Origin of the sequence: Burkholderia sp. Tr-862 (genome assembly GCF_011753085.1) — a bacterium.
GTDB lineage: Bacteria > Pseudomonadota > Gammaproteobacteria > Burkholderiales > Burkholderiaceae > Burkholderia > Burkholderia ambifaria.
Genome location: NZ_VWWG01000037.1, coordinates 23,195 through 38,375 on the forward strand (window position 1 = coordinate 23,195; position 15,181 = coordinate 38,375).

At 65.3% G+C, this 15,181-nt stretch carries 7 protein-coding genes; 2 read left to right on the top strand and 5 right to left on the bottom strand.

Annotated features, from left to right (window positions below; translation table 11 throughout):
* Positions 1 to 471: 471 nt before the first annotated feature.
* Together F3J14_RS13685 and F3J14_RS13690 are read left to right on the top strand one after the other, a co-directional pair.
* Positions 472 to 1,275 (top strand): EAL domain-containing protein, encoded by an 804-nt coding sequence (locus F3J14_RS13685; protein ID WP_166723440.1) that lies wholly within the window; start codon positions 472 to 474, stop codon positions 1,273 to 1,275.
* A 62-nt stretch (positions 1,276 to 1,337) separates the two neighbouring features.
* A complete protein-coding gene (locus F3J14_RS13690) occupies positions 1,338 to 1,781 on the top strand; it encodes a hypothetical protein (protein WP_166723441.1) in 444 nt (147 codons plus the stop codon).
* A 201-nt stretch (positions 1,782 to 1,982) separates the two neighbouring features.
* Here the strand turns inward: F3J14_RS13690 and F3J14_RS13695 are convergent, their stop codons facing one another.
* The 5 genes from F3J14_RS13695 to F3J14_RS13715 all read right to left on the bottom strand — a co-directional run bounded on the left by F3J14_RS13695 (position 1,983) and on the right by F3J14_RS13715 (position 14,926).
* A complete protein-coding gene (locus F3J14_RS13695; protein WP_166723442.1) occupies positions 1,983 to 2,450 on the bottom strand; it encodes a DUF4019 domain-containing protein in 468 nt (155 codons plus the stop codon).
* 25 nt (positions 2,451 to 2,475) lie between these two features.
* A complete protein-coding gene (locus F3J14_RS13700; protein WP_006754840.1) occupies positions 2,476 to 3,630 on the bottom strand; it encodes a DUF2827 domain-containing protein in 1,155 nt (384 codons plus the stop codon).
* Positions 3,631 to 3,644: 14 nt separating this feature from the next.
* Positions 3,645 to 4,790, bottom strand: coding sequence for a DUF2827 domain-containing protein (locus F3J14_RS13705; protein ID WP_166723443.1), 1,146 nt, complete (start codon positions 4,788 to 4,790; stop codon positions 3,645 to 3,647).
* Between the two features lie 362 nt (positions 4,791 to 5,152).
* Positions 5,153 to 5,821 (bottom strand): OmpA family protein, encoded by a 669-nt coding sequence (locus F3J14_RS13710; RefSeq protein ID WP_166723444.1) that lies wholly within the window; start codon positions 5,819 to 5,821, stop codon positions 5,153 to 5,155.
* A gap of 123 nt (positions 5,822 to 5,944) precedes the next feature.
* A complete protein-coding gene (locus tag F3J14_RS13715) occupies positions 5,945 to 14,926 on the bottom strand; it encodes an ESPR-type extended signal peptide-containing protein (RefSeq protein WP_166723454.1) in 8,982 nt (2,993 codons plus the stop codon).
* Between the last annotated feature and the right edge of the window lie 255 nt (positions 14,927 to 15,181).

The following is a 15,181-nucleotide window of genomic DNA, read 5'->3' on the forward strand; positions in this document are numbered from 1 at the left end:
ATTTGGGCGAATTATCGTTTGGCTATTTTCAATATCGTTTGAAACGGCGAAATTGAATTCTGCGAAGACCGAATGCCCGATGGGAATCCGCTGGTGACATGGCCCGCAGGGCCTCGCGGCGAATCCGGGCGACATGTCCGGATATCGTTTGGCTACCGGATATTAATCAGACGAAATAGCGGGTGTCTGATTTTGAAACGAGACCCTTGAAAAATCGATCACAATATCGCCGATGGTTTTGTGTAACCTGTCGCACTGTCTGCGACGTGCATGCGTGGTGTATTTCTCGTATTTGAATATCGTTGACAATATCGGATTTGACGGCGCGCTGAAATGAAAAGTACGCTCCCTGAAAAGATCGAAACAAGAGGATGGGCCGGGTAGGCGGTGGCGCGTGTCGTGGTCGGCTCGCGCCACATGTATCGAGAGCGCGGGCCGTCATCGGCGGCCCGACAATTGCCGGAGCGCCGGATGAATGCGGTCGAACCTCGCCTGGAGGCGAACAGCGTAGCGAATCGGGACGAAATCGATCTCGTGTTCGGCGCGCCTGACGATCACCCCGACCTTGCGTCGGTACGCAGTTTCGTCGAAAGCCGGCTCGGGTTCGCGCGCGAGCCGGTCTGCCGCGCCGACCTGTCGGGCGGCGTGCTGTATCACGAATGCCTCGCGCGGCTGCGCTGGGGATCGCGCGACGCGTTGCCGCCGCTCGCGTTCCTGCCGCGCCTCGAGTCGCTCGGGCTGATGCGCTGGTTCGACCGGCTCGTAGTGGGCCGGACGATCGACGCGCTGCGTGCCGATCCGCAGGCCGTGTATGGCTGCAACGTCGCGGCGGCGAGCGCGGTGGTGGACGACGCGTGGCTGGCCATCTTCAGGCGACTCGAGCGCGAGCCGTCCGTCGCGGCGCGGCTGGTCGTCGAGATCACCGAGACGGGGCCGCTGAACCCCGTCGCGGGCCGGTCGTTCGTGAATCGGTTCCGCCAGGCCGGCTGCCGCGTCGCGATCGACGACTTCGGCGTCGGCTTCAGCGCACTGAACAACCTGGTGGTCGGCAACCCCGATATCGTGAAGCTCGACAGGTCGGTCCTGTCGCTGATCAAGCGCAACGCGATCGGGCGCTACCAGTTTCGCCGGCTGATCGCGTTCGCGCACGAAAGCGCGCGGCACGTCGTCGTCGAAGGCGTGGAGAACGAGACCGACCGGCAGATCATCCTGGATTCCGGCGTCGCATGGGCGCAGGGCATTCGCTTCACCTGGCAGTCGCCGGCCGCCGCATGACGCAGCGGCGCGGGCGCCGGGCGCCGGCATCGGGCAACGATGGATCGCAAAGGGGCGTGGGCATGGCGGCAACGAAGATGGCCGGGCACGGAACGGGCACGCAGGCGGCCAATGCGCGCGAACTCGTCGCGATCGCCGAACTGGCCGACATGTTGTGGCAGCTCGGTGCCGAATCGACCGATACGCCGATCGACGTCGCGCCGTATCTCGACGGCCTGCAGGCCGTCGCGCACCACATTCACCGGATGAAGCCGCTCGACGCCGACGGCCGCGACCTCGCGGCACGGCACTACTACGCCGGCGTGTTTGCGGGCGCCTGCGGCGAAGATTCGGCGATCGCCTGCGGTGTATCCGGCAGCCTCGCGAGGCGCGCCGGCCAGGTCAGCGGCGCCGCACTCCGCTGTTTCACGAGGCTGGCGCGCATTGGACGCCGGCATGGCCGCGCGTTTGCCGCACGGCGCGCCGACGGCGTGCAAGCGTCGCGTCCGCTTGCGCGCCGCGCTTGACGCTCACCGACCGCGGGCATGCGATGCCCGGCAAGCGCACCGTCAGTTCTTACCGAAACCTCCGGATTCCCGGCGTGCATCGGCTTTCATGTGCGACGGGGCGATGAACGTGTCCATCATCCGCGACTGCGTGGCGTCGCGCTGCACGTTGATCGTAATCGCGAGGTTGATTTACATCGCCCGCTTCGGGCGCTGTGCGGCTTACGGCGTGAAATCCTGCCCCTGGCGCGGCACATAGCCGGTCAGGTGCCAGCGGCCGTCGTCGTCGAGTCGAAAGCTCAGCTTTTCGTACACGGTCGTGCCGGTCGTGAGCGTCGTCGCGTAGTCGACGTTCGCGTAAAGCCCGTCGGGCGTTGCCGGTGCGTTCGTGTAGCGGATGCGCGTGACCTGCGCCCAGCCGCGATGGCGGACCGTGCCGACCGACTGGCGCGCGCGCTGCATGTCCGCCGCGAACTGGTCCTGCTTGATGCGTGTCTTCACGAACGCGGCGGAATCGGCCCATACCGCGCCGTACTGGCCGGCGTCGAGCTGCTTGAAGACCGCGTCGGCATCGCGCAGCAGTGCGTCGGCCGATTCGCCGCCGGATTGCGCGTGCGCGCCGATCGCGATCGACGCGACGGCGCAGCCGATCAGCCATTTCGCGCGGGAGAGGGGCCGGTATGCGTTCATGTCGGAGTCCGAAGAGGGCGGCGCGTCATGCGTCGCGATAGAGTGACGCGATCGCGTCGGAATACGCGGCGACGTTGTCGGGGTTGTAGATGCTGACCGAGTCGAGCACGTGCTTCGATTGCTCGCGATACGCTTCCAGGTTCGCGTCGTGTTCGTCGAACGCCTGCAGCAGCGCGCGGCCGCCGGCCTGGCAATCGAAGTCCGGATAGAAATACCCGGCCTTGCCGAGGAACGGCGAGTTGTGGATCAGCGGATAGTCGCCGTACAGCAGTTCGTAGTACAGGTAGTTCTGCGCGTTTTCCCACGTGTGCGACACCACCGCGTCGCCGTAGGCCGCCATGAACTCGTAGACCGCGTAGCGGCTTTCGAACGTCGTGATCCCGTGGTTCACGATGTCGAGGCTCTTCGCGAAGTGCACGAACGTCGCATGTTCCTTCAGGTGCAGCGTGTTGCACACGCGCACGAACTCGAGGAATTCGGGCTTCGCGCGATACGCCTCCTCGGTCACCAGCATCGGGATGATGCTCGTCTTCACCATGCAGATGTTCGGCTCGAACATCGTCACGCGCCAGCGCGGTTTGCCAGGCTGATAACCGAACGACAGGCCGGCGCCGAGCGTCGCGCGCGCCTTGTCGAACAGCATCGGATGCCAGATGTGCGGAACGATCGTCACCGGCGCGCGCAGGCCCGTCTGGTAATAGTGCAGGCACGAGCGCTCGAATTCCGGAATCGTCCACACCGCGTCGTATGGCGCGCCCGAGAACAGGAAGCCCGACGGCTTGTCGAACATCGCGCGCTCGATGTCGATCACGTAGTCGTTGCCGACCCGCATCGTGATGACCTTGCCGCCGCGGTCGCGGAACGCGCGCAGGTAATCGGCGCTGAACTGCGCGCTCATTTCGATCAGCACGTCGCAGCGCTGCAGCGCTTCGTCCATCGACAGCAGCGGCACGTCCCATTCGCCGAGCATCAACTGCGGATCGGCGAGCTGTTCGCCGCCGTTCACCATCACGGCTTGAGCGACGTGCGGCGACTGACGCAGCAGCAGGATCAGCAGCAGGCAGTTCTGGAAGATGCCGTTTTCCCACAGCGACTGGCCGGCGCCGCGCACGAACAGCGACACGCCGACGACGAGACGCTTGCCCTCGCCGGGCGCTTGACGGGCATTGGAGTCCGACATGCGTATGCTCCGGTTCAGGCGACCAGGCGCGCGACGAACGCGTCCAGGTTCGCGGGGTTGTCGATCGAGACGGACTGCAGTAGCCGGTCGGCTTTCGCGCGATAGTCGTCGAGCCGCTCGTCGTGATGCAGCCATGCATCGCGCAGCGCGTGGCTGCCCGCGACGGAATCGAAGTCCGGGTAGTAATAGCCGGCGTCGCCGAGCAGCGTCGAGTTGTGGATCAGCGGATAGCCGCCGTACAGCACGTCGTAGTACAGGTAGTTCTGCGGATTTTCCCAATGGTGCGACACGACGGCATCCGCATGGCGCGCCATGAAGCCCGGCAGGTCGATGCGCGGCTCGAAGGTCGCCTTGTGCTGGCGCACGAGGTCGAGGCTGTTCGCGAAGTGCACGAAGGTCCGATGCGCCTTCATGTGCATCGCGTTGACGACGAACAGATGCTGGACCGCGTCCGGATGCGCGCGGTAGAACTCGTCGCACACGAGCATCGGGTAATGGCAGGTCTTCACGACCGAGATGTTCGGCTCGAGCGTGGCGAGATGCCACGGGCGGCGGCCGGGCCGATAGCCGAACGTGACGCCTTCGTTCGCCAGCGCGGCGATGCGGCGATCGAGGAAGTACGGCGACCACAAATGCGGAATCGTATGAACCGGCGCGCGCGTGAGCGTGCGCAACAGCGGCACGTCGATCTTCTGCGACTTCTCGAGCACCCACACTTCGTCGAACTGCGTGCCGTTGAAGATGTGCCCCGACGGCTTGTCGAAGATCGGCGTTTCAGCGAGACCGCTGTAGGTGTGGCCGACGTAGCACGCGACGAGCTTCGTGCCGAGCGCCTTCACGTGCCTGAGCCATTCGAGCGGCAGTTGCGCGCCCATCTCGATCACGACGTCGAGCTCGTGCGTGACGTCGGCGGGCTTCACGAGCGGCACGTCGAGGCCATCGAGTTCGAGGCCGAGCGGCAGTGCGTTCGCGTCGCCGCCGTTCAGGAAATAGACGGGGCCGACGCGGTCCGAGCGCTTGAGCATCATCGCGAGGTACGCGATGTTCTGGTGAATGCCGTTTTCCCAGATCGCCTGGCCGTCCCGCGCAAACAGCGAGATGCCGACGGCCGGCCGTTGCTTGCGGGTGCCGCGCGAGGCTGCTTGATTGATGTCCGTCACCGGTTGGTTTCCTCTGCGGCGTCGTGCGTTCGGCCGTGGCGTCGAGCGCCTGGCCGCGTAACGGCGCGCCGTGGATTGTCGTGGTTGCGTTCGCGCCGGCGCGCACTCGACAACGAGTCGAGCGACGCGGATCGCGGGGCGGCCGGCGGATTCCGGTGTGTCGTCGGGCGGGACTGGCACGGCGCGCGACGCGGGCGGAACGCCCCGGCAGCTGTCTGCGGCGATTGTGGCACGGAAGTCAGCGGTTTGTGGAGGGGGCTGACGAACTTTGACATAGCCGCCGGCGCCCTGGCGAGCGGTGTCGGCGGGGCGGTGGGCGGTGGCGGTCAGGGCCGTCGCTTGCGGGTGCGACGGCCGGCGGCTCAGCGTTGCAGCGAGATGTCGACGCGGCGGTTGCTCGCGCGGCCTTCGGCCGTCGCGTTGGACGCGACCGGGTCGGCGCTGCCGCGGCCCGAGACCGACACGGTTTGCGCCTTCAGCCCGTGCGCCTTCAGGTAGCCCGCGACGGTTTCCGCGCGGCGCTTCGACAGCGCGAGATTGGCGGCGTCGTTGCCGACCGAATCCGTATGGCCGGTGACCGTGACCTGTGTATACGTACGGTCTTCGCGCTCGCTCAACAACTTGTCGAGCGATGCGCGCGCGGCCGGCGTGAGCGTGGCCAGGCCCGTCGCGAACAGTGCGTCGCCCGCGAGGTTCACGTGTTCGACCGCGGCAGGCGCGGGTGTGGGCGCGGCGGCCGACGCCGCTTCGGCCGGTGCGGCGCCGCACTGGAACACCAGCGTCGCGGGATCCGAGCTGTCGCGCAGCGCGCGGGCCGAGTCGACGGTGCGCACCGGCTGGTCGCCGCAGATCTTGCGGGCGGCTTTCATGCAGGTCTGCGGGCCCGACAGCAGGCCGTGGCAGTCCACTTGGAAGGTGCGCACGCCATCGCGCGGCTGCAGTTCGGATGCGCTGAAGGTCGGGCCGGATGCGGTCGAGCACGCGGCGAGGGCCGTTGCGGAAAGTGCGAGCGCAAGAGCGAGTTTGTTCACGGTTACGTCCTCAAAGCTTGGGTTGACCGAGGCCCGCCGCGGGTTGCGCGGCGGGCTCGTCCTGCCGTCGGGGCCGCCGCGCGCCGTCCGGCTCGTGAGCCGGCGGCGTGGCGGCGCGACGCGTTACTTCCACTGGTACAGCATGCCGGCGCCGATCACCTTCTGACCGCCGCTGAAGCCGCCGTTGATCGACGCCTTCAGGTTCTCGGTGATCCGGGCCTGCATGTTGACCGCCATCGCTTTCTGGCCGAGGAAGGTCGACGTGCCCACACCCATGCCGAAGTTGGCGTCGCGATCGAGCTGCGGGATCGACGCCATCGCGCCGACGGCCGCGATACCCTGCTTCGCCATCTGGTCGGTCTGCTGCAGTTGCGAACCCAGCGAGTTGATCTGCGTCTGCTGGCCCGACAGTGCCGTCGACAGCGTCGTCTGCACCTGCGTCAGCTGGTTCACGTTCACCGCATCGGTGCCTTGCGTGCCCGGCGCGACGTTCGTGATCTGGCGCTGCTGCGTGTCGCTGCCGACCGACACCACGTTCGAACGACCGCCGTCATTCGAATTCGCGCCGATCGCCACCGAGTTCGTGCCGGCAGTGACGGTCGGCCGATCGTTGCCGGTGCCGTTCATGTCGACCGCGATGCCGTTGTTGTTCCCCGAGCGCGTCGTGTTGTTGTTGATCGTCGTCGACAGTTGCGACACCTGATCGCCGAGGTTCGTCACGCCCGTCGACAGCGAGGCCACCGTGCTGTTCGTCGTGCTCAGGCCGGTCGACAGCGAGCCGATGCCGGTCGAGGTCGACGTGGACAGCGATGTCAGGTTGCTGTTCGTCGAGCTGAGGCCCGTCGACAGCGAGTTGATCGCCGTCGAGGTCGACGTGGACAGCGACGTCACCGAGCTGTTCGTCGCGCTGAGACCCGTGGACAGCGAACCGATGCCGGTCGACAGCGACGAGATGTTCGACGCGGTCGACGTGGACAGGCTGTTGACTGCCTGGTTCGTCGCGTGGAGCTGGCTGCCGTTGATCGCGTCCGTGCTGGTGGCCGAGACCTGGCCTGCCGCGACGTTCGTGATCTGGCGTTCCTGCCCCGGCTGGCCGACGCTCACCACGCCCACCGGCGAGCTGCCCGCGAAGAGGTACGAGACGCCGCCGATCGTGGCGCTCGAGGTGCCGACTGCCGCGCTCGTGACCGAGTTCGCGCCGAGGGCGATCGAGTTCGCGACGTTCGCCGTGGCGTTCGTGCCGAAGGCGAGTGCATCCGCCGCGGTGGCCGATGCACCCGAGCCGTAGGCCTGGGCGCCGGTGGCGCTTGCGACTGCCTTGTTGCCGAGCGCGATCGTGTTGTCCGCGGTGGCCTGGTTCGAGCTGCCGAGGGCGAGCGCGCTGTTGCCGGTTGCGGTGTTCGCGTTGCCGAGCGCCACTGCGCCGCTGCCGGTCGCCGTGTCGTTCGCGCCCATCGCCACTGCGCCGGTGCCCGTTGCGACGCTCGGGTCGCCGATCGCGACCGCGCCGTCGCCGGACGCGGTGTTGCCGGAGCCGATCGACACGGCCTTGCCGCCGGTGGCCGACGCGTTCTGGCCGATCGCGACTGCACCTGCCGACTGCGCGTTCGAGCCATCGCCGACCGCGACGCTGCTGGCGCCTGCGGCGCTGGCGTTCACGCCGGCGGCGAGCGAGTTGACGCCCGTTGCGCCGTCGTTGGCGTAGTTGCCTTGCTGCGTGCCGTTGTCGTTGACGCTGTAGTAGTGCGTCTTCGCGGCGTCGATCGCGGTCGACGTCGATGTCGACAGCGACGTGATCGAGCTGGTGGCCGTCGACAGACCCGTCGACGTGGAGGTCGACAGCGACGTCACGGAGCTGTTGGTCGAGCTGAGGCCAGTGGACAGCGAACCGATCGAGCTGGTTGCGGACGACAGGCCGGTCGAGGTCGACGTGGACAGCGAGCTGATCGAGCTTGTCGCCGACGAGAGGCCCGTCGACGTCGAGGTCGACAGCGACGCGACCGAGCTGTTCGTGGAGCTCAGGCCCGTCGACAGTGAGTTGATCCCGGTGGAGGTCGACGTGGACAACGACGTGAGCGAGCTGTTGGTCGAGCTGAGGCCGGTGGACAGCGAGCCGATCGAGCTGGTTGCGGACGACAGGCCGGTCGAGGTCGAGGTCGACAGCGAGCTGATCGAGCTGGTGGCCGACGAGAGGCCGGTCGAGGTCGAGGTCGAGAGCGACGTTACCGTGCTGTCGGTCGAGCTCAGGCCAGTCGACAGCGAGTTGATGCCGGTCGAGGTCGAGGTGGACAGCGAGCCGATCGAGCTGGTGGCCGACGAGAGGCCGGTCGACGTGGAGGTCGAGAGCGAAGCTACCGAGCTGTCGGTCGAGCTCAGGCCCGTGGACAGCGAGTTGATGCCGGTCGAGGTCGAGGTGGACAGCGAGCCGATCGAGCTTGTGGCCGACGAGAGGCCCGTCGAGGTCGAGGTCGAGAGCGACGTTACCGAGCTGTCGGTCGAGCTGAGGCCAGTCGACAGCGAGTTGATGCCCGTCGAGGTCGAGGTGGACAGCGAGCCGATCGAGCTTGTGGCCGACGACAGACCCGTCGACGTGGAAGTCGACAGCGAAGCCACGGAGCTGTTGGTCGAGCTGAGGCCGGTGGACAGCGAACCGATCGAGCTGGTTGCGGACGACAGGCCGGTCGAGGTCGATGTGGAGAGCGAGCTGATCGAGCTGGTGGCCGACGAGAGGCCAGTCGACGTCGAAGTCGAGAGCGACGTCACCGTGCTGTCAGTCGTGCTCAGGCCTGTGGACAGCGAATTGATGCCCGTCGAGGTCGAGGTGGAGAGCGAGCTGATCGAACTGGTCGCCGACGACAGACCCGTCGACGTGGAGGTCGACAGCGAAGCCACCGAGCTGTCGGTTGAGCTCAGGCCCGTGGACAGGGAGTTGATGCCCGTCGAAGTCGACGTGGACAGCGAACCGATCGAACTGGTGGCCGACGAGAGGCCCGTCGACGTGGAAGTCGACAGCGAAGCCACCGAGCTATCGGTCGAGCTGAGGCCCGTGGACAGAGAGTTGATGCCTGTCGAAGTCGACGTTGACAGCGAACCGATCGAGCTGGTTGCCGAGGACAGGCCGGTCGACGTGGAGGTCGAGAGCGACGTTACCGTGCTGTCGGTCGAGCTGAGGCCCGTCGACAACGAGTTGATACCCGTCGAGGTCGAGGTGGACAGCGAGCTGATCGAGCTTGTAGCCGACGACAAGCCCGTCGACGTCGAAGTCGAGAGCGAAGTTACCGTGCTGTCGGTCGTGCTGAGGCCGGTCGACAGCGAGTTGATGCCGGTCGAGGTCGACGTGGACAGCGAACTGATCGAGCTATTCGCCGACGAGAGGCCAGTCGACGTCGAAGTCGAGAGCGAAGTTACCGTGCTGTCGGTCGTGCTGAGGCCGGTCGACAGCGAGTTGATGCCGGTCGAGGTCGAGGTGGAGAGCGACGTGATCGAGCTATTCGTCGACGACAAGCCCGTTGACGTCGAAGTCGAGAGCGAAGTTACCGTGCTGTCGGTCGTGCTGAGGCCGGTCGACAGCGAGTTGATGCCGGTCGAGGTCGAGGTGGAGAGCGACGTGATCGAGCTATTCGCCGACGACAAGCCAGTCGACGTCGAAGTCGAGAGCGACGTTACCGTGCTGTCGGTCGAGCTCAGGCCAGTCGACAACGAATTGATGCCGGTAGAAGTCGACGTGGACAACGAGCTGATACCGGTCGAAGCCGAGGTGGACAACGAGCTGATCGAGCTGGTTGCCGACGACAGGCCAGTCGACGTGGAAGTCGAGAGCGAAGCCACCGAGCTATCGGTCGAGCTGAGGCCAGTCGACAGCGAGTTGATGCCGGTCGAGGTCGACGTGGAAAGCGAACTGATCGAGCTGGTCGCCGACGACAGGCCCGTCGACGTGGAGGTCGAGAGCGAAGCCACCGAGCTATCGGTCGAGCTCAGGCCAGTCGACAACGAGTTAATGCCCGTCGAGGTCGACGTGGAGAGCGAGCCGATCGAGCTGGTCGCCGACGACAGACCCGTCGACGTGGAAGTCGAGAGCGAAGCCACCGAGCTATCGGTCGAGCTGAGGCCAGTCGACAGCGAGTTGATGCCGGTCGAGGTCGACGTGGAAAGCGAGCCGATCGAGCTGGTTGCCGACGACAGGCCCGTCGACGTGGAGGTCGAGAGCGAAGCCACCGAGCTATCGGTCGAGCTCAGGCCCGTGGACAGCGAGTTGATGCCGGTCGAAGTCGACGTGGAAAGCGAGCCGATCGAGCTGGTTGCCGACGACAGGCCGGTCGACGTGGAGGTCGACAGCGACGTTACCGAGCTGTCGGTCGAGCTGAGGCCCGTGGACAACGAGTTGATACCCGTCGAGGTCGACGTGGACAACGAGCTAATCGAGCTGGTTGCCGACGACAGACCCGTCGACGTCGAAGTCGACAGCGACGTCACCGAGCTGTCGGTCGAGCTGAGGCCCGTGGACAGCGAGTTGATCCCGGTCGAAGTCGACGTGGAAAGCGATGTGATCGAGCTATTCGCCGACGAGAGGCCGGTCGACGTGGAGGTCGACAGCGACGTTACCGAGCTGTCGGTCGAGCTGAGGCCCGTGGACAGCGAGTTGATCCCGGTCGAAGTCGACGTGGAAAGCGACGTGATCGAGCTATTCGCCGACGAGAGGCCGGTCGACGTCGAAGTCGACAGCGACGTTACCGAGCTGTCGGTCGAGCTGAGGCCCGTGGACAACGAGTTGATCCCGGTCGACGTCGAGGTCGACAGTGAGGCAACCGAACTGTTGGTCGAACTCAGGCCAGTCGACAGCGAGTTGATCCCGGTCGAAGTCGACGTGGAAAGCGATGTGATCGAGCTATTCGCTGACGAGAGGCCGGTCGACGTCGACGTCGAGAGCGAAGCCACCGAGCTATCGGTCGAGCTGAGGCCCGTGGACAGCGAGTTGATCCCGGTCGAAGTCGACGTGGAGAGCGACGTGATCGAGCTGTTAGCCGACGAGAGACCGGTCGACGTGGACGACGAGAGCGACGTAACCGAGCTGTTAGTCGAGCTGAGGCCTGTCGACAACGAAGTGATGCCGGTCGACAGCGACGAGATTGCGTTGCTGGACGACGATACCGTCGTCGACAGCGAATTCACGGCCGAATTGGTCGCGAAGAGTTGCGAGCCGTTGATCGCGTCGGTGCTGGTCGCCGTGATTTGACCTGCCGCGACATTGGTGATCTGACGCGTGGTGCCCGTGCTCGCGTTGCCGACGCTCACCACGCTGGTCGGATTGCCGCCCGCGAACGTGCTCGTCACGCCGCCGATGGTACCGGTCGGCGTTGCGTTCGGGGGGCTGGTGACGGAGCCGCTGCCGAGCGCGACGTCGCCGGTGTTGTTGGCGATGGCGTTCGGACCGATCGCGACCGAGTCGGTGCCGAGCGCCTGGCTGTCCGTGCCCGTCGAATTCGCGTGGAAGTACTTGATGCCCTGGTTGTTGATGCTGTCGATCGCCGAGCCGACGCTGTTGGCGGTCGACGTCGTACCGTTCGTGTTGTACGTGGTGTACGACGGAGCGGAAACCGCGCCGGTTGCCGGGTTGTAGCTCGCGCCGCCGCCGAGGGCTGCCGCGGTGCTGTTGCCGAGATTGTCGGTTTTGGTCGTGACCGTGCTGAGGCCGGTGGACAGCGAACCGATCGAGCTGTTAGCCGACGAGAGGCCGGTCGACGTGGATGTCGACAGCGATGCCACCGAGCTATTGGTCGAGCTGAGGCCGGTCGACAGGGAGCCGATCGAGCTGTTGGCCGACGAGAGGCCGGTAGACGTTGACGACGAGAGCGACGTAACCGAGCTGTTGGTGGAGCTGAGGCCGGTCGAGAGCGAACCGATCGAGCTGTTAGCGGACGACAGCCCGGTCGAGGTCGAGGTGGACAGCGAGCCGATCGAGCTGTTTGCCGACGAGAGACCGGTCGACGTGGACGAGGAAAGCGACGTAACAGAGCTGTTGGTCGAGCTGAGGCCAGTCGAGGTCGACGTGGACAACGACGAGATCGAGCTGTTAGCCGAGGACAGACCAGTCGACGTGGAAGTCGAGAGCGAGTTGATCCCGGTCGAGGTCGACGTGGAGAGTGACGAGATCGAGCTGTTGGCCGACGAGAGACCGGTCGACGTGGACGACGAGAGCGAAGTAACGGAGCTGTTCGTGGAGCTGAGACCCGTCGAAGTGGAGGTCGACAGCGAGTTGATCCCGGTCGAGGTCGACGTGGAGAGCGACGAGATCGAGCTGTTTGCCGACGAAAGACCCGTCGAGGTCGACGACGAAAGCGAAGTAACAGAGCTGTTGGTCGAGCTCAGACCAGTCGAAAGGGAGCCGATCGAGCTGTTTGCCGACGAAAGACCCGTCGAGGTCGACGACGAAAGCGAAGTAACGGAGCTGTTGGTCGAGCTCAGACCGGTCGAGAGGGAGCCGATCGAGCTGTTAGCCGACGAGAGGCCGGTGGACGTCGACGACGAAAGCGACGTAACCGAGCTGTTGGTGGAGCTGAGGCCGGTCGAGAGCGAACCGATCGAGCTGTTAGCGGACGACAGCCCGGTCGAGGTCGACGTGGACAGCGAGCCGATTGAGCTATTAGCCGACGAGAGGCCGGTGGACGTCGACGACGAAAGCGACGTAACTGAGCTGTTGGTCGAGCTCAGGCCGGTCGAAGTCGACGTGGAGAGCGACGAGATCGAGCTGTTTGCCGACGAGAGACCGGTCGACGTGGACGACGAGAGCGAAGTAACGGAGCTGTTCGTGGAGCTGAGACCCGTCGACGTGGAGGTCGACAGCGAGTTGATCCCGGTCGAGGTCGACGTGGAGAGCGACGAGATCGAGCTGTTTGCCGACGAAAGACCCGTCGAGGTCGACGACGAAAGCGAAGTAACAGAGCTGTTGGTCGAGCTCAGACCAGTCGAAAGGGAGCCGATCGAGCTGTTTGCCGACGAAAGACCCGTCGAGGTCGACGACGAAAGCGAAGTAACGGAGCTGTTGGTCGAGCTCAGACCGGTCGAGAGGGAGCCGATCGAGCTGTTAGCCGACGAGAGGCCGGTGGACGTCGACGACGAAAGCGACGTAACCGAGCTGTTGGTCGAGCTGAGGCCAGTCGACGTCGACGTGGACAGCGAGCCGATCGAGCTGTTAGCCGACGAGAGGCCAGTCGACGTGGACGACGAAAGCGACGTAACCGAGCTATTCGTTGAGCTCAGACCGGTCGAGAGCGAACCGATGGAGCTGTTAGCGGACGACAGCCCGGTCGAGGTCGAAGTGGACAGCGAGCCGATTGAGCTATTAGCCGACGAGAGGCCGGTGGACGTGGACGACGAGAGCGACGTAACCGAGCTGTTGGTCGAGCTGAGGCCAGTCGAGGTCGACGTGGAGAGCGACGTGATCGAGCTGTTAGCCGACGAGAGGCCGGTGGACGTCGACGACGAAAGCGACGTAACCGAGCTGTTGGTGGAGCTGAGGCCGGTCGAGAGCGAGCCGATCGAGCTATTAGCGGACGACAGCCCGGTCGACGTGGACGACGAAAGCGACGTAACCGAGCTATTGGTCGAGCTCAGCCCGGTCGAGGTCGACGTGGACAGCGAGCCGATCGAGCTATTAGCCGACGAGAGGCCGGTGGACGTGGACGACGAGAGCGACGTAACCGAACTGTTGGTCGAGCTCAGGCTGGTAGACAACGAGTTGATGCCGGTCGAAGTCGAGGTCGACAGCGATGTGATCGAGCTGTTGGCCGACGACAGACCCGTCGACGTCGACGTCGACAGGCTCGTGATGTTCGACGTCGTGGTGCTTGCCACGGCGAAGAGCTGGCTGCCGTTGATCGCGTCGGTGCTCGTCGCGCTGACGAGGCCCGCCGCGACGTTCTGGATCCGGCGTTCCGCATTCGGCTGACCGACGCTGACGACGCCGCCTGCCGAGCCCGCGCCAGCGTAGTTGCCGAACGTCTGGCCACCGATCGTTGTGTTGCTGACGGTCGTCGTGCCGCCCGTCGTCGTCGACGCGGCGCTGGTCGTCACCGAACTGCTGCCGAGTGCGACCGAATTCGCGACGTTCGCGGTCGTGGCGTTGCCGATGGCAACCGCGCCATTGGTGCCCGTTGCCGTCGCCGAGCTGCCGAGCGCGACGGAGCTGTTGGTCGCCGTGCTGCTGTTGCCCAGCGCGACGGCGCCCGTGCCGCTCGCCGAGTTGCCATTGCCGATCGCAACGGCGCCGTCGCCGCTTGCAACCTGGCCTCTGCCGATAGCGACCGCGCCGCCGGTAGCCGTGGCGCTGTTCGCGGTGGTGCCGGACGAACCGATTGCCACGTTCTGACCCGTCGCGCCGGAGATGACGCCGTCACCTTGTGCGATGCCATACGCCCCATTGACGGTCGCGCCGCGGCCGAGTGCGATACCCGACGTGGCGGTCGATGCGACGGACGACTGTCCGCCGATCGCGATGCCGTCCGAGGCGGCCGACTGCGCCCCCTTCGTTGCGTTGCTGCCGATTGCGATCGAGCCCGCGCCCGACGCGAGCGTCGAGTTTGCCTGCGAGAGCGGCGTCGTGCCGTTGCCGCCCGCGCCGCCGATCGCGACCGAGTTCAGCGCGCTCGCCGTCGAGCCGAAGCCGAGGGCGGTTGCACCGGTGCCGCTGGCGGTGGTTTCGAGGCCGGCCGCGACGCCCCACAGGGCCGCCGACGACTGCATGCCGGTGGCGACGGCGCCGTTGCCGGTCGCCTGTGCGAATGAGCCATATACCGTGACACCGGTCCAGCCGTTGCCGTTGGAGTTACACCCGGCCACGACCGAATACGTACCGGAGCCGTCGCCGGCCTGGTTTTGCGTACCGCCCGGGTTCACGCGGCCGACTGCGCCGTTGCTGCCCGTCAAGCAGGTCTGCTGTGTGTTGAGCGTATTGGCCTCGGCGAAGCCGGGCAGGCCGATCGCCAGCGCCGCGACTGCGGCGACCACGACGGCCGATTTGTTCGGCTTGCCCCGTGCCGAATCGTGCTCGGATGCCGCGACCCAGGCGCCAAGGGCTTCGTTCCAGATCGAGCGGTATGTGCGGTTCATTTCCTACCTACCTCCAAATAATCACGCCACACACCGGTCTCTTTCGTTAGATGAATATGCCGTGCGATCGCGCGAATCTTAAAATTGATGGCCGGAGTTTATTTGAGGTGATATTGGGAGATTGACAAACAGTGAAAAATGGAAGGTTTTAAAAGTTAAAAGATGGTTAATGCATCGCGTTTTGATGCATCCGATAGTAATGTATTTGAAAGAATCAGGAATGCTTTGTGTATGATTGTCGAGCGATCGTGGCCA